The organism is Pseudarthrobacter sp. WHRI 8279 (genome assembly GCF_040224115.2).
Taxonomy (GTDB): Bacteria; Actinomycetota; Actinomycetes; order Actinomycetales; family Micrococcaceae; genus Arthrobacter.
Genome location: NZ_CP168162.1, coordinates 1412124 through 1436673, shown reverse-complemented (window position 1 = coordinate 1436673; position 24550 = coordinate 1412124). Strand labels below are relative to the sequence as shown.

Here is a 24550-nt window from a genome sequence, read left to right as displayed (position 1 = left end):
AACTGCGCGTTCCAGCCCGCGGCGGTCGCACTGTGTCACCTTCAGCCTGCGGACCGCAAAAAAGCTAGGCTAGGGAACCGACACGGGGTGCCGCGCAGAGAGCCGGCTGAGATCCAGACCCGTTGAACCTGTCCGGCTAGCACCGGCGAAGGGATGTCTCTTGTCTTCCACTCTCGCAATGCCCACTGCCTTCTTCCAGGGCACACCTGCGCCTTCTTCTGCAGTTGCTGCTGCTTCTGCCCCTGACGCGCAGGCCCGCCAGTACCGCGACGTGCCCCGGGTCCTGGCCATCGCCGGTTCTGACCCCTCCGGCGGGGCCGGCATCCAGGCAGACCTGAAAAGCATCGCAGCCCACGGCGGTTACGGAATGGCCGCCATCACCGCACTCACAGCGCAGAACACCCGCGGCGTGCGCGGCGTCCATGTTCCCCCCGCAGCCTTCCTCACCCAGCAACTCGATGCCCTCAGTGACGACATCAGCATCGACGCCGTAAAAATCGGGATGCTGGGCGACGCCGCGGTGATTGAAGCTGTCCGGGCATGGCTCGAAAAGGTGCGTCCCGGCGTCGTGGTGCTGGACCCGGTAATGGTGGCCACCAGCGGCGACCGGCTGCTCCAGGAATCCGCCGAGGCAGCCCTCCGCGAGCTGTTGCCCCTGGCCCACCTCATCACCCCCAACCTGGCCGAGCTTGCCATGCTGGTGGGCGGCGAGGTGCAGGAGAGCTGGGAAGGCGCCGTGGAACAGGGACACCGGCTCTCGGCAGCCACCGGGGCAACGGTGCTCGTCAAGGGAGGGCACCTGGCAGGGGACCAGTGCCCAGATGCGCTGGTCGATGCCGGCGGCAGGCTGAACCAGGACGTGGTGGTGGTTCCGGGACAGCGCGTGGCAACGCGCAACAGCCACGGCACCGGCTGTTCACTCTCGGCGGCTATGGCCACAGTCCAGGCACGGCTGGGCGACTGGGAGGCCACCCTCCGCGAGGTCAAGCCCTGGCTGGCCGGGGCGCTGCAGGCCTCGGAAACCCTGGAGGTGGGGACGGGCAACGGACCCGTGCACCACTTCCACCACGTGCCGGCGGTGCGTGGGGAGGGCAGCTTCGCTGCACAGCTGTGGGCGGACGCCAGGAAGGACCTGGCGGACATCTACGCGCTCGAATTCATCCGCGGACTGGTTGCGGGCAGCCTGCCGGAGAGGGATTTTGCCTACTATCTCGCGCAGGATGCCATCTACCTCAACGGATACTCGCGGGTGCTCGCACGGACCAGCGCCCTGGCACCCACGGAGGATGAGCAGCTCTTCTGGGCACGTTCCGCGGCGCAATGCCTGGAGGTCGAGTCTGAGCTGCACCGCTCCTGGCTGAGTACACGGACGGTTGCCCCGCAGCTGGGGCCTGTCACCAAGTCCTACGTGGACCACCTGGCCGCTGCGTCGGCCTCGGGCAGTTACGCTGTCCTCACCGCAGCCGTGCTGCCCTGCTTCTGGCTGTACGCCGAGGTGGGCGCAACGCTGCACGCCGAGTTCGTGGCCGGCGGGGAACCGGCAGGCCACCCCTACGCAGAGTGGCTGCGCACGTACGCTGACGAGGACTTTGCGGCGGCCACCCGCAGGGCGGTCACTATTGTTGACGGGGCCGGCCGCAGCGCTTCGGCGGCGGACCGGGACGCCATGGTGACGGCGTTCAGGCAGTCCTGCCGCCTGGAAGTGGACTTTTTCGACGCGCCGCGCCTTCATTCCTGACTGCCGCCGGCGCCGCCCACCGGTACTATGGTGGGGCACGGGTAAGGGTGCGGACTGGGCTGTGGTTCCTATCACAGACAACGCGCCGGAACCAGCCTCATTTGCGGCCGAAGCCAAAACTAGCGTATTCTAGATCTTCGGTGCTTACGCCAACACTTGGGTTATGACCCCACGGCGTTGAGGCACAGCGAGAGCCCACCCAATTATGGAACCGGGTTCCGCACGCAAATTTGTAATAAACGTCGAGAGAAGTGAGTTCCCAAGTGGTGTACGCGATTGTCCGCGCAGGCGGCCGCCAAGAGAAGGTTTCCGTTGGAGACTTCGTTACCCTGAACCGCGTCGCCGGTGGAGCTGGCAGCACCATTCAGCTGCCCGCACTGCTCCTGGTTGACGGTGACAAGGTCACCTCTGCCGCTGCTGACCTGGCCAAGGTAACTGTTACGGCTGAGATCCTCCAGGACCTCCGTGGTCCTAAGATTGTGATCCAGAAGTTCAAGAACAAGACCGGTTACAAGAAGCGCCAGGGTCACCGCCAGGAACTGACCAAGGTCAAGATCACTGGTATCAAGTAACCTTCCGTTACTGTTCAGGTTTTTCAGCAGATTCCCCAGAATTTAGAGGCAGGCATTTCAGATGGCACATAAAAAGGGCGCGAGCTCCACTCGCAACGGTCGTGACTCCAACGCACAGTACCTCGGCGTCAAGCGCTTCGGCGGCCAGGTAGTTTCCGCCGGCGAGATCATCGTCCGCCAGCGTGGCACCCACTTCCACCCGGGCGCCGGCGTTGGCCGTGGCGGCGACGACACCCTGTTCGCACTGACCCCGGGCGCCGTTGAATTCGGTACCCGCCGCGGTCGTCGCGTCGTCAACATCGTTGCTGCTGCAGCTGCAGAGTAACAACCAGTTCTGAAGCGGTGGAGCGGGCCATATGGTCCGCTCCACTGTTCTTTTAACCGCATTACAATCGTCTTGGCGCTTTTGGGCGTCCAGGAAACAGCACTGAGGAGATCCACGTGGCCAGCTTTGTAGACCGGGTAGTACTGCACGTATCCGGCGGTACCGGCGGCCACGGGTGCGTCTCCGTCCACCGCGAGAAATTCAAGCCGCTGGGAGGGCCCGACGGCGGCAACGGCGGCAACGGCGGTGACGTGATCCTCCGCGTGGACCACCAGACCACCACGCTCCTGGACTACCACCACGCACCCCACCGCCATGCCACCAACGGCGGTCCCGGCATGGGCGACTGGCGCGGCGGCAAGAACGGCGAGACCCTCATTCTTCCCGTCCCGGACGGCACCGTGGTCAAGTCCAAGGACGGCACTGTCCTGGCGGACCTGGTGGGCGAAGGCACCGAATACGTGGCCGCGGCCGGCGGCATCGGCGGCCTGGGCAACGCCGCGCTCTCTTCACAGAAGCGCCGCGCGCCCGGTTTTGCCCTGCTCGGCATCGAAGGCGAATCCAGCGACGTCGTCCTGGAACTGAAGTCCATCGCGGACATCGCGCTGGTCGGCTTCCCGTCCGCCGGAAAATCGAGCCTCATCGCCGCCATGTCCGCGGCCCGGCCCAAAATCGCCGACTACCCGTTCACCACGCTGGTCCCCAACCTCGGCGTGGTCCAGGCCGGCGACGTCCGCTTCACCATTGCCGATGTGCCCGGGCTGATCGAAGGCGCCAGCGAAGGCAAGGGCCTGGGGCACCACTTCCTGCGCCACGTGGAGCGTTGCGCGGCCCTGGTGCACGTCCTGGACTGCGGCACCCTCGAGGCCGACCGCGATCCGCTCTCGGACCTGGCCGTCATCGAGGCCGAACTGGAAAAGTACGCCGTGGACATGAGCTACGCCGGCCAGGACGGCGAAGTGGTTCCGCTGAACCACCGTCCCCGCCTGGTTGCCCTGAACAAGGTGGACCTGCCCGACGGCAAGGACATGGCCGAATTCGTCCGCCCCGAACTCGAGTCCCGCGGATACCGGGTGTTCGAAATCTCCGCAACCAGCCACGAGGGCCTGCGCCAGCTGGGCTTCGCGATGGCCGAAATTGTCCAGGCGGCCCGGGACGCAGTGGCAGCCGCACCGCCCAAGGTCCAGCCTGTTGTCATCAAGCCCCGTGCTGTCAACGAAACCGGCTTCCGGATCCGCCGCGAGGAAAAGGGCCTTGAGCCGCTGTTCCGCGTGCTCGGCGAAAAGCCGGTGCGCTGGGTCAAGCAGACCGACTTCACCAACGAGGAAGCCATCGGCTACCTGGCCGACCGCCTGGCCAAGCTCGGGGTGGAAACGGAACTGTTCAAGCAGGGCGCCAAGCCCGGCGATACCGTTGTTATCGGCGAGGACGACGGCGTCGTCTTCGACTGGGAGCCCACCATGATGGCAGGCGCCGAGCTGCTGGCCTCGCCGCGCGGCACCGACGTCCGTTTTGCGGACATCGGCGACCGCCCCACGCGTGGACAAAAACGCGAGGAGCAGCAGGAGCGCAAGGACGCCAAGGCCGCTGCCCGCGCCGAACTGGAAGCGGAACGCAAGGCAGGCATCTGGACCGAATCCGTCAGCAGCCGCAGGGTTGCCAAGCCTCTCAAGGAGAGTGGACTGGGCACAGACGATGAGTTCTAAGGCCGCATCCGCGGAGCCGCTGGCGGGGTCCGTGGACAGGAGCGTGCTGGCGAACGCCCACCGGATCGTGGTGAAGGTGGGCTCGTCCTCCCTCACCAGCATCAAGGGCGGGATTTCCGAAGAGGCGCTGACTGCCCTTGCCGATGCGCTGGCCGCCAAGCGCAACAGCGGGGCCGAGATTATCCTCGTGTCCTCCGGTGCCATCGCTGCGGGCCTCGCACCGCTGGGCCTGGCCAAGCGTCCACGCGACCTGGCCACCCAGCAGGCGGCAGCCAGCGTGGGGCAGGGCCTGCTGATGGCCCGGTACACGCAGGCCTTCGGGGCCCACGGCGTAACGGTCAGCCAGGTGCTGCTCACCGCTGAAGACCTGATGCGCCGCAGCCAGCACACCAACGCGTTCCGTGCCCTCAACCGGCTGCTCAGCCTTGGCGTGGTTCCCGTCGTCAACGAAAACGACACCGTGGCCACCCACGAAATCCGCTTCGGCGACAACGATCGGCTCGCTGCCCTGGTGGCCCACCTGGTCCGCGCCGATGCGCTGGTCCTGCTGTCCGACGTCGACTCCCTTTACGACGGCCCGCCGTCGCTTGGCGCGAAGCGGATCCCTCTTGTGGAGGGGCCACACGACCTCGACGGGGTCTCCATCGGCAAGACCGGCAAGGCCGGCGTCGGCACCGGCGGGATGCTCACCAAAGTGGAGGCAGCGTCCATGGCGGCCGGGTCCGGCATCCATGCCCTGGTCACGTCCACCCCCAACGCCGCCGCTGCCCTTAACGGCGAGGACGTGGGCACCTGGTTCACGGTCAACGGTGCCCGGAAGCCTGTCCGCCTCCTGTGGCTGGCGCACGTCGCTTCCGTGCAGGGCCGGCTCGTGCTGGACGACGGCGCCGTGAAGGCTGTCCGCCACCACCGCACGTCACTCCTGCCGGCTGGTATCTCCGCCGTCCAAGGCGATTTTGAAGCGGGCGACGCCGTGGAAATAGCAGGTGCGGACGGAACGGTGGTAGCACGGGGACTGGTCAACTACTCGTCCGCGGAACTGCCCCAGATGCTGGGCCGGTCCACCAGGGACCTGGGCGAAGCACTGGGAAGCGGCTATGACCGTGAAGTTGTTCATGTTGACGACCTGGTGCTGGTCTGAGCTCCCCGCTCGCCTAAACTTGGAACATGACTGAGGCCCTGACCCACACGACTGCTGCATATTCCGAAGACACTGCTGCTGCCACGCAGCCCCTTGGTTCATCGACAGCACCGGTCCCGGCTGACGTCCCCCTGTCTTCCGGCGATGTTGAGGCTGCAGTGCACGCCATCGCCGACCGTTCCCGCCACGCGGCGCGGCGGATGGCCATGGCCAACCGTGCCTGGAAGGACCGTGCCCTCCGCGCAGTAGGCACCGCCCTGCAGGAAAACACGGAGTCCATCCTCACCGCCAACGCCATGGACGTGGCAGCAGGAAAGGCCAACGGCACATCCGCTGCCATGCTGGATCGCCTTACCCTCACGGAAACCCGCATCGCGGGTCTCGTGGCGGCGCTGGAAAACCTGGCCAACCTGCCCGATCCCGTAGGCAACGTTGTGCGCGGACAGACGCTCCCCAACGGCCTGCGCCTCCGTCAGGTCAACGTTCCCATGGGTGTGGTGGCGGCCATCTACGAGGCCCGGCCGAATGTCACTGTGGACATCGCCGGGCTGGCCCTCAAGAGCGGCAACGCCGTGATCCTGCGCGGCGGCAGCGCCGCCCAGGCAACCAACGAGGTGCTGGTGCGGGTTCTGCGCGAAGCTCTCGAATCCGTGGGCCTGCCCGCTGACGCCGTCCAAACGGTGGACCAGTACGGCCGCGCCGGCGCCAACGTCCTGATGAAGGCGCGCGGCAGGGTGGACGTGCTGATTCCCCGCGGCGGCCGCGAGCTGATCCAGACCGTAGTCACCAACTCCGCCGTTCCCGTCATCGAAACCGGTGAAGGGAACGTGCACATCTTCATCGACGAGTCCGCCAGCGAGGACATGGCGGTGGAGATCCTCCTGAACGCCAAGACGCAGCGGCCCAGCGTCTGCAACACGGTGGAGACCCTCCTGGTCCACTCCGGCTCAAGCGTGCTCCCGGCCGTGGCGGCCGCCCTGCGCAAGGCCGGCGTCCGGCTGCACACCGATGCGCGCACCCGCGCCGCCCTGCCTGACTCCATCGAGTCGGAACCGGCTACGGACGAGGACTGGGGAACCGAGTACATGGACCTCGACCTTGCCGTTGCCACGGTGGACAGCCTCGACGAAGCCGTCCAGCACATCCGCACCTGGTCCACCGGCCACACCGAGGCGATCCTCACCAACGACCTTTCCAACGCCGAGCGTTTCATCGCCGAAGTGGATTCCGCGGCTGTCATTGTCAACGCCTCCACCCGGTTTACCGACGGCGGCGAGCTCGGGCTTGGTGCCGAGGTGGGCATTTCCACGCAGAAACTCCACGCGCGCGGGCCCATGGGGCTGACCGAACTCACCACCACGAAATGGATCGTGCAGGGCGAGGGCCAGGTCCGCGGGTAGCGCACGGTAACATAGACCAGAAGCCAGAAACGGCGGAGCTTTCCGCTGCCACAATCGTTTGAGCCCAAGGGGAGAACATGCTGTTCCAGCAGATTGCCACGTCCATCGCCGAAGGCGAAGAACACGAACTCGCGCCGCTGTGGGCTGAGCCGTGGGTCTTCGGTGTGGTGATCTTCGCCATCCTGCTGGTCATGATGTTCATCACGCTGTCCTACTCCAACCTGGGCAACCGCCACACAGCCACGGAGGAGCACGCGGATCCCCACCGCCAGCACCCGAACAAGCACGATCACGGGCAGGGCCACTAACATTTCCCGCGTTTTGCACCGCTCGGGTGCCAGCGGCAGGCTGCGGCTGGGCGTGATGGGCGGGACATTCGATCCCATCCACCACGGCCACCTGGTGGCTGCCAGCGAGGTGGCGGCGGAATTCGATTTGGACGAGGTGGTTTTCGTCCCCACCGGCCAGCCCTGGCAAAAATCGCACAAGCACGTTAGCGAACCCGAGCACCGCTACCTCATGACCGTGATTGCCACGGCATCGAACCCGCGCTTTACGGTCAGCAGGGTGGACGTCGACCGGCCAGGTCCCACCTACACCATCGACACCCTCCGCGACCTCCGGGCCCAGCGGCCCGACGCCGACCTCTTCTTCATCACCGGCGCGGACGCGCTGGCGCAGATCCTCTCCTGGAAGGACATCGACGAACTGTGGTCACTGGCCCATTTCGTCGGGGTCACCAGGCCTGGGCATGTCCTGGACGGCATGGGACGCGACGACGTCAGCCTCCTTGAGGTGCCGGCCATGGCCATCTCCTCGACGGACTGCCGCGCACGCGTGGCTGCGAACCATCCGGTCTGGTACCTGGTGCCCGACGGCGTGGTCCAGTACATCGCCAAGTACGGCCTGTACGAAGAAGCCGCGGAAGCCGATGCCCCACCGTCCCTAGCACGTGAACCAGCCAGTACTGAATGAGTTCTCAATGAGTCAGGAACAGCCCCCCATTCGCAGCCGCCGGGAACTCCGGAAGGCCAGGGACGCCCAGCAGCAAGCTGCTTCAAAGGGCACGGAGCAGCTCCCGCCTGCCCCAGAGAAGGTTGCTGCTGCCCCCTCGGGACCCGATGCCGCCGAAACTGCAGCTGGGCACGCACCTGCCCAGAGGTCATCCCAGATCCGGGCGCGGGACCGTGCAACCCTGCGTGCCATCAAGGAGCTGGAGGAAAAAGAAGGCCAGCTCGCCGCCGGTGGTCCTCCCACCCGGCGCCAGCTCCGCCTCCAGCAGCTCAAGGAACAGGCGCTGACGGCGGCCAACCCCGTCGTGCCGCCTGCCCGCGCTCCGCAGGGCCCAACGGAGGGTTCCCGGAACGTTGGCAGCCAAAAGGACGTCGGAAGCAAACAGGACAAGAGCCAAAGCGATATCAGCCAGGGCAGCGGTCCGTCTGCCGGCGGGAAAAACGCAGGCGGAAAAGAAACCGGCGTTAAAAACGCAGGTGCGGGGGAGCAGTCCGTTGAGGGCGGGAAATCCAATCCTGGCGTGACACCCGGCTCCCCGGCCCCGCAGGGCATGACCGTGGAACAGGCGCTGGCGGCCCGGGCCCTGCTTGCGGAGCAGGCCAAGAACCAGATCGCCAAAATGGAGCACATCGCCTCCCTGGACCCTGAGGCGGTTGACCCGGAAATCCTGGCGGAGCAGATCGCCCTGGCGGAACGCGCGGCTGTCATGAACCGCCGTGCCATGGCCAAGCAGAAGCTTGCCGAGCAGGCCGGGGCCCCGGCGGCTCCCGCAGCCCCGCCAAAGAATGCCGTCCAAGGAGCTCCGCGGGACCCCGCAAAACCTGCAGGGGACGCAGGCAAGAAGGACAAGGCCGGGAAGCCGGCGGGTCCCGGCCAGCGTCCGGCACCCTCCACTGCCAGCAACCTGGCCATGGTCACGCCGCTGGAGTTTGTGCAGGTGCCCGGCATCGACCGGCCGGTCATGAAACCGCCCGCCACCTCCCATGTCCCGGTCACCACACGTCCGGGAACAAAGGTGACGCCGGCCGGCACCAAGAAGCGGCGCTCCCAAGGATCCCAGCGCACCGCCCCTGCGGATGCCGGCCCTGGCCGCTCGCAGGTGATCGCGAGGGCCGAAGCTGCCGCCCGGGCCGCTGCGCGCCCGCAGCAGGCGGTGGCTGAAGAGCACCACAGAGACGACCTCTTCGAAGACCTGCCCCGGATCCCGGCCTCGTCCGCACATGGCCTGGATCCCCTGGACGCGGCCACGGCGGGACTTGCCCGGGCGAACAGGACCAGGGTCCTGCAGTTCCTGATCCTGGCATTCGGCATCGTGGCCCTGGTGTCAGGCATCATCTTGATCATCAACGGCATGTCCCGCTGATCACCAACAGCCCGCCGGCAAGGTCCGGCCCCCGCATCTTTAACCCAACAAGGAGTCACATGACTGCATCAGAATCGTCCATCACCATAGCCCGCGCTGCCGCCAAGGCAGCCGCGGACAAGATTGCCCAGGATATTGTTGCCCTGGACGTCAGCGAGCGGCTCGCCCTGGCCGACGTTTTCCTCATTGCCTCGGCACCCAGCGAACGCCAGGTCAACGCTATTGTTGACGGGATTGAGGAAGAGCTCGCCAAGCAGGACCTCAGGCCCGTCCGCCGTGAGGGCCGTTCCGGTGGCCGCTGGGTGCTGCTCGACTACTCGGACATCGTCATCCATGTCCAGCACGAGGAAGACCGGGTGTTCTACGCCCTGGAACGCCTCTGGAAGGACTGCCCCGTGGTGGATCTGCAGCTCGGGGACGACGCATCCGCCAAAGCCGCGGCAGGGTCCGAGACCGAATAAATCGGCGGAATCGCGCGGAATATGCCCGATTTGGAATTTTCGGAATTGCTGTTCTAAGATATTTGAGTTGCTTCGGGGAAAGCCGAAAAAGCTCGCAAGGCCAGCAATAGTTCGGGGCTGTGGCGCAGCTGGTAGCGCACCTGCATGGCATGCAGGGGGTCAGGGGTTCGAGTCCCCTCAGCTCCACCGAATGATCCGCCGGAATCACATGATTCCGGCGGATTTTTTTGGTTGGGCCGCCGCTGAGGACCCGAACGCCACCCTGGCCAAACGGCACTCCACCACGATTGGCGTGCGGGGCGAAAGTGCATTAAGCTGATCAGGTTGCTTCGCGGAATTACTCCGGGAGCGGCACGTCCGGGGCTGTGGCGCAGCTGGTAGCGCACCTGCATGGCATGCAGGGGGTCAGGGGTTCGAGTCCCCTCAGCTCCACCGGCACACATCCTGCAACAAGCCGGAAGGCGCAGGAGCATCGGAAGGGACGGTCCCCAATCGGGACCGTCCCTTCCGCGTTAAGCCGTCCGCTTATCAGACCCAGGCTGTCCGCCGCAGCGGGGGTTCATTACCGCCGGGCCGCTGGACCAGGACCTGGTTGACGCCCGTCAGGCCGTTTTCAAAGCCAAGGGCGCTCGAAGCCATGTACAACCGCCAGACCCTTGCCCGGCCCAGGCTTGTCAGCTTCACGGCGTGGTCCCAGTTGGCCTCCAGCCTGCTGACCCAGGCACGCAGGGTCAACGCATAGTGCCGCCGCAGGGCCTCCACATCGAGGACCTCGAATCCCGTGCCTTCCAGGGCGGTCACCATCTCGCCAAGGCTGATCATCTCCCCGTCCGGAAACACGTACCGGGGAAGGAAAGAATCGGGATCAGGCTTAGTAGGCCCGGCGTTCCATGAGATCGCATGGTTCAAAAGCCGTCCGCCAGGCCGGAGCAGGCCGAACAGCGCGGCCGCGTAGGCCGGCGTCTGCTCCCTGCCCACATGTTCGGACATCCCGATTGAGCTGATGGCATCGAAAGGACCATCCCCGACATCCCGGAAATCCTGGACCCGGATGTCCACCCGTTCGGTGAGGCCGGCCTCGGCGGCCCGCTTGCGGGCAAGGTTCGCCTGCTCGGTGGAAAGGGTGATGCCCACAACTGTTGCGCCGTACTTTCCGGCAGCATGGAGCGCGAAGCTTCCCCAGCCGCAGCCGACGTCCAGCACCCGCATTCCCGGCCGCAGTCCCAGCTTCCGGCATACCAGGTCGAGTTTTTCCTCCTGGGCTTCATCGAGGCCGGCGGCGAGCCGGTTGCCCGTTTCCGCAGATTCCGTGCCGCTGCTGCCCTCCGGCCAGACCGCGCATGAGTAGACCATGGACTGCCCCAGCACCAGGGCATAGAAATCGTTGCCCACATCGTAGTGGTGGGAGATGGCTGCCGAGTCGCGCCGGCGCGAATGGAGCCTTCCTTTCGCCACCTTCGCCTCTTCGGGCGGCGGCGCCGGCTGGGGGCCAATCGCGCCCAGCCGGACGGCCGCGCGCAGCAGTGTCCACATTTCCCCGGCCGTGGGCCGCCGGAACGGGCCGGGCTCCGCGAACTTACCCGCTGAACTCAAGGCAGTGAAGGCAGCGAAGATGTCCCCGGGGGAGTCGATATCTCCCGCCACGTAGGCCCGGCTCAAGCCAAGCTGGCCCGGGGACCACAGGATCCGGCGGAGGGCGCGGCGGGAATGGAACTCCAGCACAGGTGCACCCTCCGGCCCTGCCTCTGATCCGTCCCAGGCCCGCAGGCGCAACGGTATCTCTTCGGTACCCAGCACAACTGACAGGGCCTGGGCCAGGCGCGCTGCGTGTCCTTTGCTTGTGGTCATGGTGGTCCTCCCGTCTCCATGGGCCAAGACTAAGGCCGGGACAGGCCCCGCGACTATCATGGGGGAGTGAATTCCGCCCGAGCCGACGTCGTGGTCATTGGCGCAGGCCAGGCGGGGCTTTCGGCCGCGTACCACCTTCAACGCCGCGGCGTGGACCACATAATCCTCGACGCCGAGGACGGTCCCGGAGGTGCGTGGCGGCACCGGTGGAAGAGCCTGCGGATGGAAACGGTCAACGGCCTCAGTGATCTTCCCGGAATAGCCAAGCCTGCGGTTGATCCGCGGGAACCCAGCTCGGAATTCCTGGCGCGCTACTTCCGCGGCTACGAAGAGGAGCTGGGGCTGTCCGTCCGGCGGCCCGTGAAGGTCCGGTCGGTCAGCCGGGTGGACGCAGACCCCGCCGGCTTGCTGGGGATCTCCACATCAGGCGGCGACTGGACAGCCAGGGCAGTCATCAACGCCACCGGCACCTGGACCCGCCCGTTCTGGCCCATCTACCCCGGGCAGTCCACCTTCCGCGGACGCCAGCTCCACGTGGCGGACTACGTTTCCGCAGACGAGTTCATCGGGCAGCACGTGATAGTGGTGGGCGGCGGCATCTCGGCCGTGGGCCTCCTTGACGAGATCTCGCGCGTCACCACCACCAGCTGGTTCACCCGCCGGGAACCTGTGTGGCGGAACGAGGAGTTCGACGCCCAGGCAGGACACGACGCGGTGGCCCTGGTGGAGGAACGGGTCCGCAGGGGCCTGCCCCCGCAGAGCGTGGTGTCGGTGACCGGCCTGATCTGGACGCCGGCACTCAAAGCGGCAGCGGCCAGGGGCGTCCTGGACCGGCAGCCGATGTTCTCCTCCATAGAGCCTGGCGGCGTCAGGCTCGCTGACGGAGGTTTCCAGCCGGCAGACGCGATCCTGTGGGCCACCGGTTTCCGTGCGGAGCTGGAGCATCTCGCGCCGCTGCACCTGAGGGGATCCGGCGGCGGGATCGTGATGGAAGGAACCCAGGTAGCCTCGGAACCCCGCGTCCACCTGGTAGGTTACGGACCGTCGTCGTCCACTATCGGGGCCAACCGGGCGGGACGCGCCGCCGTGGCGGCCATCCTGAAACTCCCCGGGATCAGTCCGGCGGCAACACCAGTAAGTTGGGGCTGACGGCTGGGGCCATTGCCCCGTCCCCGGTCCACGCCCGGAAGCAGAAGCACACAGTAAGCCCACAATGGAAGCGGCAGGAACAATTGGCACCACACACTCTTGAGGACGTCTTCAGCGCACTCCGGCGCAGGCCGGATGTGGAAGCGCCCAACCTCCAGGCGTGGGACGCCACGGACCGGCTCCTCCTGGAGACAGCTGCGGAACTCGTGCCGGGCGGAAGCACCATCGCCGTTATCGGGGACCGGTACGGCGCCCTGACCCTCGGCGCCCTGGCCACCCTCGGCCCGGGCGCGGTGCGCGTGCACCAGGACCTGGTCACCGGAGAACGCGCCCTGCGGCTCAACGCGGCCGCACTCCGCAGCGCCGGCCTCCTGCCGGACACCACAGCAGGAATGCCCGACGGCGGCGCCGGGAAAGAGCCCGGCTTCACGCAGGTGCCGCTCGGCCCAGAGCTCCTGGCAGGCGCCGGTGCAGTGCTCCTGCAGCTGCCCAAGACCCTGGCGGAACTGGAAGAAATCGCTGCCGCTGTGGCCCGCTATGCCGCCCCGGACGCCACGCTGCTCGCGGGCGGGCGGGTCAAGCACATGTCGCTCAGCATGAACGCTGTGCTGGAACGGCACTTCCGCTCGGTCCGGCCCCAGCTCGCCAAGCAGAAGTCGCGGGTCATCCTGGCGGACGGGCCGCAAGGATCGGGGGAGCCGGAACGCTTTCCCGTCGTCGAACACCTCACCGAACTGGACCTCAGGGTCGCCGCCCACGGTGCCGTTTTCGCCGGCACCAAACTGGACATCGGCACCAGGTTCCTACTGACGTTCTTGCCCAACATAAAAGCTGCGCGGCACGCCGTGGACCTCGGCTGCGGCACCGGAATCCTGGCGGCCATGTACGCGCGGCAGCACCCCGGCTCGCAGGTGACCGCCACGGACCAGTCCGCCGCCGCCGTGGCCTCCGCCCAGGCCACGGCGCAGGCCAACGGCCTGGCCGGGCGCATCACCGTCCTGCAGGACGACGCCCTGAGCACAATGCCGGACGGCAGCGTGGACCTGGTGCTGCTCAACCCGCCCTTCCACGTGGGGGCCGGCGTCCATGCAGGAGCAGGACTGAAAATGATTGAAGCCGCGGGCAGGGTGCTCGCACCCAACGGGGAACTGTGGACGGTCTACAACCGCCACCTGCCCTACCTGCCGGCCCTGGAGCGGCACGTGGGGCCAACCGTGGTGAAGGGCCGGAACCCCAAGTTCACGGTGACCTTGAGCACGCGCCGCAGCACGGGCCCGGCAGGGGCGTAGGCCCTGGCCCGCCCGCGGCCTGCCCGCTGCACTGCCGCCGCGCCGCGCCGTCGTACCGTCCTATGGGTCTCTGACCACGCGTAACGTACGATTCAAGCATCACCATATGTACGTGGCCGAAGACGTTTAGGGGACGCTGTGACTGAGATCCGCCAATCCTCACCGAGGCGCGGAACCAACCTGCCCAAGATGGGGGACTTCAACCTCACGGTGATCCTAGATGCGATCCGCAGGTCCTCCGGCGGCCTGAGCCGGGTGGAACTTGCCCAGATTGTGGGCCTCTCACCGCAGACCATCTCCAACATTTCACGGCGCCTCCTGGACCAGAACCTGATCGTGGAGGCGGGCAAGGAAGGCAGCGGCCCGGGTAAGCCGCGCACCATCCTCCGGCTCAACCCCGGCGGCGTGTTCGCCCTCGGAGTCCATCTCGATCCTGCGGTGACCACGTTCGTGGTCCTGGACCTCGTGGGCTCGGTGGTGCGGCATTCGCGGATCAAGACCCCCGGCGGCAACGACCCCTCTGCGGTCATCACCACCATCGCGGACGAGATCGACCAGTTGGTGGAGGCTTCCGGCGTGGACCGGGAGAGGATTGCCGGCCTGGGAGTCGCCGCGCCCGGTCCCATCGACCTGGACAACGGCACGGTGGTGGATCCTCCGCTGCTTCCCGGCTGGGACAGGGTGGAATTGCGCAGCGCCCTTTCCGAGGCCACCGGATACTCGGTCCTGGTGGACAAGGACGTCACCAGCGCTGCCGTGGCGGAAACCTGGGCCGGTGGCCCCAGCGGTTCCGGCAGCTTCATCTTTATGTACATGGGCACCGGCATAGGCTGCGGCATTGTCCTCAATGATGAGGTGGTCCGGGGAACCTCCGGAAATGCCGGTGAGATCGGCCATATCGTGGTGGACCCGGACGGCGCACCCTGCGACTGCGGCCTGCGCGGCTGCGTGAAATCCACGTGTATCCCGCAGGTGCTGGTGGCGGAAGCGGAAGATGCCGGCATCCTGGACGGCTCCCGTTCAGGGAACAGCGGGGCGGAAATCCAGCAGAGCTTCTCCCGGCTGTGCGACCTCGCGGACCAGGGCAACGAACAGGCCCTTGCCATCATCGACAGGTCGGCGGTGCGGGTGGCCCGTGCCGTGGCCGTGGTGACCAACACGCTGGACGTTGAACGGGTGGTGTTCGGCGGGCCGTTCTGGAGCCGCCTGGCGGACCGGTACCTTGAGAAGGTCCCGGCGCTGCTGGATGCCCACAGCGACACCCGCCTCATCCATCCCATCGAGGTTGTGGGCACGGGCGTGGGGGAGGACGTCGGCGCGATCGGGGCAGCGTCCCTGGTCCTGGAACACACGCTGGCGCCGCGGGCCCAGCGGCTGCTCCTCGAAAGCTGACCGGACCGGCAGCGCGCAGCACCTTGCCTGCCGCAGGACGTCCATCTAGCATGTGCATACTGTGCGGTTTGGGGCCCGCCAACACCAGGGCCGCCGCCATCGACCGAATGGAGCGCCATGCGTCGCCGGGCCCTGAAGACCATGTCCCTGATTGCCGCGGCAATGGTAGCCCTGGCGGCCTGCAGCCCCGGCGATCCGGGCGGTTCGTCCAAAACCTTGAAGGTGGCCTACCAGAAGACGGACTCCTTCACCGCCCTGGATACCATGCTCCAGACCGCCAAACAGGAGTTTGAGGCGGCGAACCAGGGGGTGACCGTTGAGCTGCAGCCCATCCAGGCCAACGATGACGACTACGGCACCAAACTGGCCCTTGCCCTGCGCTCGCCGTCCACGGCGCCGGACGTGTTCTACGAAGACACCTTCAAAGTCCGCTCCGATGTGGACGCCGGCTACCTCCTGAAGCTGGACAGCCACCTTGAGGGCTGGGAGGAATGGGACACGTTCGACGACGGCGCCAAGGCCGCAGGGCGGGCGGACGACGGCGGGACGTACGCCGTGCCCCTGGGCACCGACACCCGCGCCATCTGGTACAACCGGAAGGTCCTGGAAGCTGCCGGGGTCACCCTTCCCTGGGAGCCGCGCAGCTGGCAGGACATCCTGGACACGGCTAGGAAAATCAAGGCCAGCGACCCCACGGTCATCCCGTTCAACATGTACGCCGGCAAGGGAACCGGAGAGGGAACCGTCATGCAAAGCTTCTACGAGCTGCTGTACGGCACGGGATCCTCGCTCTATGACGAAGAGGCGGGGAAATGGGTGGTGGGTTCGGCCGGCTTTCAGGACTCGCTGGACTTCCTCAAGACCCTTTATGACGAACAGCTGGCCGTTTCTCCTGCCGAGGCCCTCGATGCCAACGTGTGGAAGAAAGTGTTCGGGGAGTGGCTGCCCAACGGAAAGATGGGCGCCACCGTGGAAGGCTCCTACGCTCCGTCCTTCTGGCAGGACGGCGGAAGCTATGAGTGGCCGGGCTACGAACAGGACATCGGTGTTGCCCCCTTCCCCACCCAGGACGGCCAGGCCCCGGGAGCTGTGAGCATGTCCGGAGGATGGACGCTGGCACTTGGGGCGCAGACCAAGGAGCCGGACCTGGCGTTCAGCTTCCTGACCACGGCGCTCAACGAAAAGAACTCCCTCGCCTTCACCGTGGAAAGCTCCCAGATTGCCGTCCGGAAAGACGTGGCCGCGGACCCCGGCTACCTGGACGCCAACCCGTTCGTCAGGGATGTTTCCGCGCTCGTGTCGGTCACCCGGTACCGCCCGGCAACTGCCGACTACCCACGCATTTCGGCCGCGGTCCAGGAAGCCACCGAGGCCGTCATCACCGGGACCAGGTCACCCCAGGAGGCAGCGGCGGACTACGACGCCGCGGTGTCGGACATCGTGGGTGCCGACAAGACCGTCCGGAAGTAGCGGGTGGGCTCTCCCGCGGCGGCACGGCAACTGCTCCGTTACCTTCCGGTCCTTCCCGCTGTGCTGCTCCTGCTCGTCTTCCTTGCCGGCCCTGTGCTCTGGGCCTTCCATGCATCGCTCACGGACGCTGGCCTCACCGGCCGCAGTGCCCGCAATCCTTCGTGGGTGGGGCTGGAGAACTACCAGCGGCTGCTGGCGGACCCGGTGTTTCCGCTGTCCGTCCTCCTCACGGTGGTGTTCGTGGCGGGTTCGGCGGTGCTGGGCCAGAACCTGCTGGGCCTGGCCCTGGCCGTGCTGATGCGCAGGGCACGGCCGCTGGTGTCCGCCGTCGTGGGGACCGCCGTGGTGGCCGCCTGGGTGCTGCCGGAGATCGTGGCCGCCTTCGCCGCCTACGCCTACTTCAGCGGGGACGGGACCCTGAACCAGCTGCTGGGGGGCCTGGGACTTGTGCAGCAGGACTGGCTGTACGCCTTTCCCATGGTGGCCGTGATGCTCGCCAACGTGTGGCGGGGGACGGCCTTTTCCATGCTGGTGTACCGGGCGGCGTTGAATGAGGTTCCGGCCGAGGTGACCGAGGCGGCACAGATGGATGGCGCCCACGGCTGGCAGCGGTTTGTGTTCATTACGCTGCCGATGATTCGGGGGAGCATCACCACCAACCTGATGCTGATCACCCTGCAGACCCTCGCCGTCTTCACGCTGGTCTGGGTGATGACCGCGGGCGGGCCGGCGAACGCCAGCACCACGCTGCCGGTCCTTGCCTACCTTGAGGCTTTCAAGTTCGGGGACATCGGGTACGGGACAGCCGTGGCATCGGTGCTGATCCTGATTGGCGCCGTGTTTGGCCTGACGTACGTGCGGCTGCTCCGGGAGCCCAGGCCGTGACCGCCCCCGTGAAGACGCTGCGCACCCTTCCGGTCCGGCCTGCGGCTGCCAGGCGGCGCTTCGCCCGCAGTACTCCGGCCGACCTGGTGCTGCTGCTGATTGGCGGCTGTTTCCTGCTGCCCCTGCTCTGGCTCATCCTGGCTTCCCTGGACGCCGAAGCCGGGCATGAGCTGAAGCTTCCGAACCGGGCCGGCCTGGATAATTTCGCTGCCGTGCTGACGCCGGAACTGCTGCTCCGGCCGCTGTGGAACAGTGTGCTGCTTTCCGGGGGAACGGCCACGGTCACCGTTGTGGCAGCTGTCCTGGCGGCGTACCCGCTGTCCCGCTACCGGTCCAGGTTCAACCGGCCGTTCATGTACACCGTCCTTTTTGGGACCTGCCTGCCCATCACGGCCATCATGGTCCCCGTGTACGGGCTCTTCGTCCAGCTTGAACTGCTCGATTCGATGGCAGCCACCATTTTCTTTATGGCCACCACCACCTTGCCCATGGCCATCTGGATGACCCGGAATTTCATGGAGAGTGTGCCGGTGTCGCTGGAGGAAGCAGCCTGGGTGGACGGCGCGTCGCGGATGACGGCACTGCGGACCATCGTGCTGCCGCTGATGAAGCAGGGGCTCGGCGTGGTGTTCATCTTTGTGTTCATCCAGGCCTGGGGAAACTTTTTTGTCCCGTTCGTGCTGCTCCTCTCGGAGGCACGGCAACCCGCGGCGGTGTCCATCTTCAGTTTCTTTGGACAGCATGGTGCAGTGGCCTACGGCCAGTTGGCCGCGTTCTCCATTCTGTATTCGCTGCCGGTGCTGGTTCTCTACGTCATCGTGGCCAGGGGCGGCGGCGGGTCCTTTGCCCTGTCCGGAGCGGTGCGGGGCTGAGCCGGCACCGCTGCCGGAAGGGCTGCCGGAACGGTTTCAGTCGATGTCCTCCACCACCACTCCGAACGGAATGGAATCGTCGAGGTGGGCCTGGTGGCCGGTGGAGCCCGGGTTGTAAACCACCCGAACGCCGTGAAGCCTGTCCGCCGCGGACTGCTGCAGGACGGGCTTGACGGTGCTGATGAACATCTCGCTCTTGTCGGCGAGAAACTCCTTGTAACTGGCTGGAAGCTCGCTCATGGCAAAAGGATAGACCCGGCAACGGCTGATGGGGAGGGGTCCCCATTGTCCGGAATGCCGGGCCGGTCTTGGATAGGATGGCGGGCGGAGTGCAGCCGGCCGGCAGCCACGCCCAGTTCAGCCACCAGGGGGAAATCCAGTGCTTTCGACCAGTGCGTCCGCCAGAATCGAACCGTCGGAACTGGCCCGGGCGCAGCAGGTGGCGGCGAACATTGCCGCCAGCTTTGACGCAAAGGTGGTGGGGCAGTCCCGGCTGCGGGAATCGCTGCTGGTGGGGTTGCTGACCGGCGGGCATATTCTTTTGGAAAGCGTCCCGGGCCTGGCGAAAACCACTGCTGCCCAGGCCGTTGCCGAGGCCGTGAGCGCCGATTTCCGGCGGATCCAGTGCACCCCGGACCTGCTGCCCAGCGACATTGTGGGAACCCAGGTCTACGATGCCGCCAAGGGCACGTTCACCACACAGTTGGGCCCGGTCCACGCCAACATTGTGCTCCTGGACGAGATCAACCGATCCAGCGCCAAAACGCAGAGCGCCATGCTTGAGGCGATGCAGGAACGCCAGACCTCCATCGGCGGCCAGGAGTACCGGCTGCCCTCGCCCTTCCTGGTCCTGGCAACCCAGAACCCCATTGAACAGGAAGGCACGTACCAGCTGCCGGAAGCGCAGATGGACCGGTTCATGCTCAAGGACGTGCTGGACTATCCCTCCCCGGCGGAGGAGGCCGAGATCATCCGGCGCATCGACGCCGGGGTGTACGCACCGGATCAGGTGCCGGCCGCGGCCGCCTCGCTGGAAGCCGTCACCGCCGCCCAGGAACTGGTACGCCGTGTGTACATCGATCCCGCCGTGATCAACTACATTGTGGGCCTGGTCTTCGTCACCAGGAATGCCCACCAGTACATCGATTCCCGGCTGGCCGGCTTCATTGAGTTCGGCGCCAGCCCCCGGGCCAGTATTGCCTTCAGCCAGGCTGCACGCGCGGTCGCACTGCTGAACGGCAGGGACCACGTCATTCCCGAGGACGTCAAAACGCTGGCCCACCGGGTACTGCGCCACCGCCTGATCCTGAACTTCGATGCAGTGGCGGAACAAGTGCGGGTGGAAACGGTGATCGACGCCGTCGTCGCTGCCGTCCAGACTCCCTGAGGCCCGCGTGACCAGCCTCCTCCAGCGGGTGAAGTCGGACATGGCCATCTTCGCCCACCGCAAAGCCCGCGGCATGCTTGACGGCGAATACGGTTCGGTGTTCCGCGGCCGCGGCCGCGGCCTGGACTTCGATGACCTCCGCGCCTACATCCCGGGCGATGAGGTCCGCGACATTGACTGGAAGGCGTCCGCACGGCACGGTTCACCGCTGATCAGGCGTTACGTGGCCGTCCGCCGGCAGACAGTCATCCTTGTCACCGACACCGGCCGCAACATGGCCGCGGCGTCCCGCAGCGGGGAAGCCAAAAAAGACATTGCCGTGATGGCACTGGGCGTCATGGGGTACCTTGCCCACCGGCACGGCGACGTGGTGGGACTGGTGGCCGGCGATTCCGGGGGCACGACGGCGTTGCCCGCCAAGGGCGGCGAGCCTCATCTGGAACGGCTCCTCCGGCAGGTGGCTTCTGCGGCAACACTGGACGCCGCGCCCAGCAGGATCGAGGACCAGCTTGAGCACGTGGCGCGGACCATCAAGGGCCGCAACCTGCTGTTCGTCGTCGCCGATGAGGTGGCGGCGAGCCCGGACACCGGCCATCTGCTCCGCCGGCTGCGCGCCCAGCACGAGATCCTCTGGCTCACTGTCCGGGATGCACGGCTCGTCCCGGACGATCCCTTCCTGCGGCCGGACCAGGAACCTGACTCCTACAGCGTCTCCGGCTCCTACCCGCTTCCTGCGCTCCTGGCCCGGGACCCGGGAATTGCCGCGGCCTATGCCACAGCCGTGGCCGAACGCGACGCCGGCCGGAAAGCCATGCTGCGCCAGGCCGGCATCACGGAGGGTGAGGTGGCAGGCAGCCAGGACGTTCTGGCCGCGCTGTTCGCCCTCCTGGAAAGGCACCGCCGTGCAGGCTGACCCCGAATTCTACGGCCCCCTGCAGTATGGCCCGGTATGGATGTGGGCGGCCGTGGCGCTGCTGGTCCTGGTGGCCGCCTGGTACGGCTTCGTGCTTGCAGCCACGCGCCGGCCCCGGGAGGCGCGGGGAGCCCAGCGTCCTGCCCAGCTGACGGACCTGGCGGCACTGAAAGCGGCTTACCTGCAGCGGATCGATGACGTGGAACGGGACGCAGCCGCCGGTAAGCGGGGTACCCGCGACTCCCACCAGGAAATCAGCCTCCTGCTGAGGAAGTTCGTCCGGGACGCCACGGGAGTGGATGCGCCCCGCATGACGCAGGCGGACCTGGCCAGCCATCCCCTTCCAGCGGCCGCGGCCGCCGTCGGGGAGCTGTACCCGGCCGCCTTTGGTCCCGAACCCGTTCCCTCCGTTGCCTCGTCGGCCGCAGCAGCCCGAAGGGCGGTGCAGGCATGGAGCTGATGTGGTGGTGGCTGCTTGCCCCCGCCGCGGTGGCCGTATGCGCAGCCTGGTGGGCAGCCAGGCGGACGAACGGCAACGCCAATGCACGACGGCGCCCGGTGGCCCATGCGGACCGGCTCACCCTCCTTCCGGAATACCAGGCGGCACTGCGGCGGCACCGCCGCCGGCTTACCGTCGCCCTGCTGGCCTGCGCCGCGCTGCTCGCCTCCACGGCGGTTGCCGCCGCCCGGCCCATTGGGGTGGCAACCACGCGGCCCGAACAGCACAACCGGGACATCATGCTGTGCCTGGACACCTCGGGGTCCATGAGCAGCGCTGACGCCGCGGTGGTGGACGTGTTTTCCAAGTTTGCCGCTGAGTTCGACGGCGAGCGGATCGGCCTGACCATCTTTGACAGCACGGCCATCCAGGTCTTTCCGCTGACCGACGACTACCACTACGCCCAGGAGCAGTTGAAGCTGGCACGGGACGCGTTCGACGGCAAGCCCGGCAGTTCCGGGTTCCTGGACGGAACGTGGAGCGGCCGCGGCTCCTCCCTGATCGGGGACGGCCTGGCATCCTGCCTCAACAGCTTCCCGCGCACCGCCGGCCAGGCAGGGGACCGCGATCCCGGCGGCACCCAGGATACCGGCGCCACCCAGGACGCTGCCTCTCCCCAGGATCCTGCCTCTCCCCAGGATCCTGGGCAGGTGCCGCGCTCGCGGTCTGTTGTCCTGGCGACGGACAACTTCCTCTCCGGCGAGCCCATCATGACCCTTGGTGAAGCGGCAGCCCTGGCACGGGACAGGGCCGTTCGCGTTTACGCGCTCAATCCGGGGGACCTCGATTATGGCGCAGGCCCGGACCAGCCTGGAGCGCAGCTGCGGGCCGCGGCAGAGTCCACCGGCGGGGCCTACTACGCGCTGGATAACCCCGAAGCCGTGCCGGGCGTGGTGCGTGGCGTTGAGGAAACGGAAAAAGCGGCGCTTCGCGGCGTCCCCCGGGCAGTTGTGTCCGATGAGCCGGGCCTTCCGCTGACCGCTGCCCTCCTGTCCGGGCTGGTCCTCGCGGCCGCTGGCTGGCGGTTGCGGCCATGACCTTCCAACCGGTGCTGCCCTGGTGGCTGCTTCTTCCCCTCATCGCCGCTGCCGTGGCCTTCCTGGGGTGGCAGCTGTACGGAGGGCGGGGGAAAGGCCGGCAGCGGCACGTGGGGTCCAGCCGCCGCGCCGGGCTTCGGCATGCCACGCTGGTCCTGCTGCTTGCAGGGGCGGCGCTGCGTCCCGGGCTCCCCGGGGGAATGGCGCCGGCAGCTTCAGCCGACCTCAACGTGTTCTTCGTGGTGGACACCACCACCAGCATGGTGGCCGAGGACTACGGCAACGCGGAACCAAGGATGGCGGGTGTCCGGCAGGACATTGCGGCCGTTGCCCAGGAACTGCCCGGTGCACGTTTCTCGGTTATCACCTTCGACACAACCGCCCATGTCCGGATGCCGCTGACCACCGATACGCTGGCGCTCGAAACCATTACGTCCGTCCTCGAGCCGCAGGTGACCTCCTATGCAAAGGGAAGCAGCATCACGGCGGTCCGCCAGGTGTTGTCCGAACGCCTTGCCCTTGCCAGGCAGAGCCACCCCGGGCGGCCCCGGCTTGTGTACTACTTCGGCGACGGCGAACAGACCAGTGCGAAAGCGCCGGAGTCCATGGACCTGGAGGATGGACTCGTGGCCGGGGGAGCCGTGCTGGGCTACGGCACTGCCGGCGGCGGCAGGATGCGGGAGAACACCGGGGAGGATTACGACGACGGTTCCACAGGAGCGGAGGCGCCCTATCTCCGGAACGGCGGCGGTGACGGCGCGGGATATGCACTGTCCAGGATTGATGAAGGCAGGCTCCAGCAGATCGCAGGGCAGCTGGGCGTTCCGTACGTGCACCGGTCCGCCGGGGACCCAGCCGCCCCGATGATGCAGGACGCAAGCCCAGCCACGCTGGATGCCGGCGGCCCCGGAGGCGACGGCCAGGGCGGTTCCCTGGCTGCACGGACCGAGCTGTACTGGATTCCGGCAGCAGCGGCCTTCGTCCTTGGCCTGGGGGAGCTGGTCCTGCTCCTTCGCCAGTTCCGCGAACTCCGCAGGATCCCGGCAGGCCCTCCTTCAAACACGGCTCCTCCACGCTCAGTTCCTCCCCGCACCGTTTCGGCGGCTGCCAAACGGTCCGGCATCCAGAAATCCAGCGGCAACAAGGCGGTGATCCGGTGAGGGCCGCCGAGGACGGCGTGGACCGCAGGGCAGCAAGGCGCCGCCTCCTGGCGTGGTCTGCCATCCCGGTGATCCTTGTGCTTTGCATGGCGGCCAAGCTCCTGAGCCTTGGCCTGCTGGGAGCTCGTGCGGCCAGCGCCTACGAAGCTAACGACGCCGCCTCAGTCCGTTCTGCCGCGGAAGCCCTCCACGTCGCGAACTTCATCGAACCGCACAAGGCGCCCTTCGCGGCCGGCGGCGCCGATGTCCTTGCCGGGGACTATGGCGCCGCGCGGCTCCGGTTCGAGGAGGCACTGCACCTCGTCCCGGCCCGCCAGTCCGGATCGGCCGGGGCCTGCGCCATCAGGGTGAACCTGGTCCTTGCCATTGAGCGGCTCGGCGACGAAAAGCTGAGTGCGGGAGACCAAGGCGCGGCCGCCGCCCTGTTCGGGGAAGCGCTCGCAGCGGTGGCAGCAGCGCCGGAAGGCTGTTTTTCCGACGGGCTTCCGGCAGGAACGGGGAACAGGCTGGCCGGAGCGGAAGCACGGCTGCAGGACAAGCTCGCGGGCACCCGCCAGGAACAGGACCGGGAGCCCGCCCCGGAAACCGGGCAGGAGGAAAGCCAGGGTGAAGACACCCAGGATTCCGCCCGGCAGAGCAAGCTCGAACAACTGGAAGACAGCGCCCGGCAGGCCCAGCGTGAACGCAACAGCGGACGTGAAAGGGAGCAATACCTGGAAGACACCGGCGACTCTGCCGGCACGGACCGGCCGTGGTAGGGCAGCGGCACGAAGAAAATTCCGTGGGGCACCCCACCAGGACGTAAAAGTGCGTCTTAATTCGGAAGCCAACTTGAAACAGTTCCCTGCCCCTCATAGAGTCTTATACAAGTTACCGAGGTAACGTGTCAGCGATCCTCCTTGTGGAGGGTGTGGGTGCCCCCATGTGGG

At 66.9% G+C, this 24550-nt stretch carries 24 protein-coding genes, 2 tRNA genes and 1 riboswitch; of the genes, 24 read left to right on the top strand and 2 right to left on the bottom strand.

The window, feature by feature from the left end:
- Window positions 1–73 precede the first annotated feature (73 nt).
- A riboswitch (TPP riboswitch) is annotated at window positions 74–171 on the top strand.
- Between the two features lie 7 nt (window positions 172–178).
- From thiD to ABRP28_RS06435, 12 genes are all read left to right on the top strand, one after another.
- The gene (thiD, locus tag ABRP28_RS06490; protein WP_350002661.1) at window positions 179–1738 is read left to right on the top strand and encodes a bifunctional hydroxymethylpyrimidine kinase/phosphomethylpyrimidine kinase; all 1560 of its coding nucleotides are present in this window, start codon (window positions 179–181) and stop codon (window positions 1736–1738) included.
- 263 nt (window positions 1739–2001) lie between these two features.
- Window positions 2002–2310, top strand: coding sequence for a 50S ribosomal protein L21 (gene rplU / locus ABRP28_RS06485; protein ID WP_066276623.1), 309 nt, complete (start codon window positions 2002–2004; stop codon window positions 2308–2310).
- A gap of 61 nt (window positions 2311–2371) precedes the next feature.
- Window positions 2372–2635, top strand: coding sequence for a 50S ribosomal protein L27 (rpmA, locus tag ABRP28_RS06480; protein ID WP_009372867.1), 264 nt, complete (start codon window positions 2372–2374; stop codon window positions 2633–2635).
- Between the two features lie 116 nt (window positions 2636–2751).
- Window positions 2752–4341: a GTPase ObgE gene (obgE, locus tag ABRP28_RS06475; RefSeq protein WP_350002496.1), complete on the top strand. Its 1590-nt coding sequence runs from the start codon at window positions 2752–2754 to the stop codon at window positions 4339–4341.
- Window positions 4331–5482: a glutamate 5-kinase gene (gene proB / locus ABRP28_RS06470; protein WP_350002495.1), complete on the top strand. Its 1152-nt coding sequence runs from the start codon at window positions 4331–4333 to the stop codon at window positions 5480–5482. The genes obgE and proB overlap by 11 nt, the downstream gene beginning before the upstream one ends.
- A 26-nt stretch (window positions 5483–5508) precedes the next feature.
- A complete protein-coding gene (locus ABRP28_RS06465) occupies window positions 5509–6882 on the top strand; it encodes a glutamate-5-semialdehyde dehydrogenase (protein WP_350002494.1) in 1374 nt (457 codons plus the stop codon).
- Between the two features lie 77 nt (window positions 6883–6959).
- Window positions 6960–7190, top strand: a complete 231-nt coding sequence (locus ABRP28_RS06460; protein ID WP_231455946.1) for a hypothetical protein — start codon at window positions 6960–6962, stop codon at window positions 7188–7190.
- Window positions 7191–7203: 13 nt separating this feature from the next.
- Window positions 7204–7857, top strand: a complete 654-nt coding sequence (nadD, locus tag ABRP28_RS06455; protein WP_286132754.1) for a nicotinate-nucleotide adenylyltransferase — start codon at window positions 7204–7206, stop codon at window positions 7855–7857.
- A gap of 7 nt (window positions 7858–7864) precedes the next feature.
- On the top strand, window positions 7865–9259 hold the full coding sequence (locus tag ABRP28_RS06450) for a hypothetical protein (protein ID WP_350002493.1): 1395 nt from the start codon (window positions 7865–7867) through the stop codon (window positions 9257–9259).
- A 59-nt stretch (window positions 9260–9318) separates the two neighbouring features.
- Window positions 9319–9720: a ribosome silencing factor gene (gene rsfS / locus ABRP28_RS06445; RefSeq protein ID WP_231455944.1), complete on the top strand. Its 402-nt coding sequence runs from the start codon at window positions 9319–9321 to the stop codon at window positions 9718–9720.
- A 113-nt stretch (window positions 9721–9833) separates the two neighbouring features.
- Window positions 9834–9906: transfer RNA gene (locus ABRP28_RS06440), tRNA-Ala, on the top strand.
- 173 nt (window positions 9907–10079) lie between these two features.
- Window positions 10080–10152, top strand: a tRNA-Ala gene (locus ABRP28_RS06435).
- Window positions 10153–10248: 96 nt separating this feature from the next.
- Here the strand turns inward: ABRP28_RS06435 and ABRP28_RS06430 are convergent.
- Window positions 10249–11568 carry a class I SAM-dependent methyltransferase gene (locus ABRP28_RS06430; protein ID WP_350002492.1) on the bottom strand — a complete coding sequence of 440 codons (1320 nt, stop codon included), beginning with the start codon at window positions 11566–11568 and terminating at the stop codon, window positions 10249–10251.
- A 66-nt stretch (window positions 11569–11634) separates the two neighbouring features.
- On the opposite strand from ABRP28_RS06430, the gene ABRP28_RS06425 reads away from it, so the two are divergent.
- The 6 genes from ABRP28_RS06425 to ABRP28_RS06400 all read left to right on the top strand — a co-directional run bounded on the left by ABRP28_RS06425 (window position 11635) and on the right by ABRP28_RS06400 (window position 18625).
- The gene (locus tag ABRP28_RS06425; protein ID WP_350002491.1) at window positions 11635–12717 is read left to right on the top strand and encodes an FAD-dependent oxidoreductase; all 1083 of its coding nucleotides are present in this window, start codon (window positions 11635–11637) and stop codon (window positions 12715–12717) included.
- An 83-nt stretch (window positions 12718–12800) separates the two neighbouring features.
- Window positions 12801–14006, top strand: coding sequence for a methyltransferase (locus ABRP28_RS06420; protein WP_350002490.1), 1206 nt, complete (start codon window positions 12801–12803; stop codon window positions 14004–14006).
- Window positions 14007–14195: 189 nt separating this feature from the next.
- The gene (locus ABRP28_RS06415; RefSeq protein ID WP_231456000.1) at window positions 14196–15398 is read left to right on the top strand and encodes an ROK family transcriptional regulator; all 1203 of its coding nucleotides are present in this window, start codon (window positions 14196–14198) and stop codon (window positions 15396–15398) included.
- 117 nt (window positions 15399–15515) lie between these two features.
- Complete coding sequence (locus tag ABRP28_RS06410) at window positions 15516–16868, top strand: extracellular solute-binding protein (RefSeq protein WP_350002489.1); 1353 nt, start codon at window positions 15516–15518, stop codon at window positions 16866–16868.
- A 3-nt stretch (window positions 16869–16871) separates the two neighbouring features.
- Window positions 16872–17753: a sugar ABC transporter permease gene (locus ABRP28_RS06405; protein ID WP_350002488.1), complete on the top strand. Its 882-nt coding sequence runs from the start codon at window positions 16872–16874 to the stop codon at window positions 17751–17753.
- Window positions 17750–18625 carry a carbohydrate ABC transporter permease gene (locus tag ABRP28_RS06400; RefSeq protein ID WP_374152939.1) on the top strand — a complete coding sequence of 292 codons (876 nt, stop codon included), beginning with the start codon at window positions 17750–17752 and terminating at the stop codon, window positions 18623–18625. The genes ABRP28_RS06405 and ABRP28_RS06400 overlap by 4 nt, the downstream gene beginning before the upstream one ends.
- Window positions 18626–18661: 36 nt before the next feature.
- Here ABRP28_RS06400 and ABRP28_RS06395 read toward each other — a convergent pair whose 3' ends face one another.
- On the bottom strand, window positions 18662–18865 hold the full coding sequence (locus tag ABRP28_RS06395) for a hypothetical protein (protein ID WP_066276588.1): 204 nt from the start codon (window positions 18863–18865) through the stop codon (window positions 18662–18664).
- Between the two features lie 139 nt (window positions 18866–19004).
- Here ABRP28_RS06395 and ABRP28_RS06390 point away from each other — a divergent pair, with 139 nt between their 5' ends.
- From ABRP28_RS06390 to ABRP28_RS06365, 6 genes are read left to right on the top strand one after another with little or no spacing between them, the layout of a single operon-like run.
- Window positions 19005–20012 carry a MoxR family ATPase gene (locus tag ABRP28_RS06390; RefSeq protein ID WP_350002487.1) on the top strand — a complete coding sequence of 336 codons (1008 nt, stop codon included), beginning with the start codon at window positions 19005–19007 and terminating at the stop codon, window positions 20010–20012.
- A gap of 7 nt (window positions 20013–20019) precedes the next feature.
- The gene (locus tag ABRP28_RS06385) at window positions 20020–20925 is read left to right on the top strand and encodes a DUF58 domain-containing protein (RefSeq protein WP_350002486.1); all 906 of its coding nucleotides are present in this window, start codon (window positions 20020–20022) and stop codon (window positions 20923–20925) included.
- Window positions 20915–21385: a hypothetical protein gene (locus tag ABRP28_RS06380; protein ID WP_350002485.1), complete on the top strand. Its 471-nt coding sequence runs from the start codon at window positions 20915–20917 to the stop codon at window positions 21383–21385. Before ABRP28_RS06385 ends, ABRP28_RS06380 begins: the two co-directional genes overlap by 11 nt.
- Window positions 21376–22461, top strand: coding sequence for a VWA domain-containing protein (locus ABRP28_RS06375; RefSeq protein ID WP_350002484.1), 1086 nt, complete (start codon window positions 21376–21378; stop codon window positions 22459–22461). Before ABRP28_RS06380 ends, ABRP28_RS06375 begins: the two co-directional genes overlap by 10 nt.
- Window positions 22458–23621, top strand: coding sequence for a vWA domain-containing protein (locus tag ABRP28_RS06370; RefSeq protein WP_350002483.1), 1164 nt, complete (start codon window positions 22458–22460; stop codon window positions 23619–23621). Before ABRP28_RS06375 ends, ABRP28_RS06370 begins: the two co-directional genes overlap by 4 nt.
- A complete protein-coding gene (locus ABRP28_RS06365) occupies window positions 23618–24379 on the top strand; it encodes a hypothetical protein (protein WP_350002482.1) in 762 nt (253 codons plus the stop codon). Before ABRP28_RS06370 ends, ABRP28_RS06365 begins: the two co-directional genes overlap by 4 nt.
- The last annotated feature ends 171 nt before the right edge of the window (window positions 24380–24550 follow it).

Bases quoted from the DNA above. Each gene is read 5' to 3' on its own strand.
- ABRP28_RS06375 (WP_350002484.1), top strand. From the start codon at position 21,376: ATGGAGCTGATGTGGTGGTGGCTGCTTGCCCCCGCCGCGGTGGCCGTA.
- ABRP28_RS06395 (WP_066276588.1), bottom strand. From the start codon at position 18,865: ATGAGCGAGCTTCCAGCCAGTTACAAGGAGTTTCTCGCCGACAAGAGC.
- ABRP28_RS06415 (WP_231456000.1), top strand. From the start codon at position 14,196: ATGGGGGACTTCAACCTCACGGTGATCCTAGATGCGATCCGCAGGTCC.
- ABRP28_RS06450 (WP_350002493.1), top strand. From the start codon at position 7,865: ATGAGTCAGGAACAGCCCCCCATTCGCAGCCGCCGGGAACTCCGGAAG.
- ABRP28_RS06410 (WP_350002489.1), top strand. From the start codon at position 15,516: ATGCGTCGCCGGGCCCTGAAGACCATGTCCCTGATTGCCGCGGCAATG.
- thiD (WP_350002661.1), top strand. From the start codon at position 179: ATGCCCACTGCCTTCTTCCAGGGCACACCTGCGCCTTCTTCTGCAGTT.
- ABRP28_RS06370 (WP_350002483.1), top strand. From the start codon at position 22,458: ATGACCTTCCAACCGGTGCTGCCCTGGTGGCTGCTTCTTCCCCTCATC.
- rsfS (WP_231455944.1), top strand. From the start codon at position 9,319: ATGACTGCATCAGAATCGTCCATCACCATAGCCCGCGCTGCCGCCAAG.
- ABRP28_RS06430 (WP_350002492.1), bottom strand. From the start codon at position 11,568: ATGACCACAAGCAAAGGACACGCAGCGCGCCTGGCCCAGGCCCTGTCA.
- rpmA (WP_009372867.1), top strand. From the start codon at position 2,372: ATGGCACATAAAAAGGGCGCGAGCTCCACTCGCAACGGTCGTGACTCC.
- ABRP28_RS06465 (WP_350002494.1), top strand. From the start codon at position 5,509: ATGACTGAGGCCCTGACCCACACGACTGCTGCATATTCCGAAGACACT.
- proB (WP_350002495.1), top strand. From the start codon at position 4,331: ATGAGTTCTAAGGCCGCATCCGCGGAGCCGCTGGCGGGGTCCGTGGAC.
- ABRP28_RS06460 (WP_231455946.1), top strand. From the start codon at position 6,960: ATGCTGTTCCAGCAGATTGCCACGTCCATCGCCGAAGGCGAAGAACAC.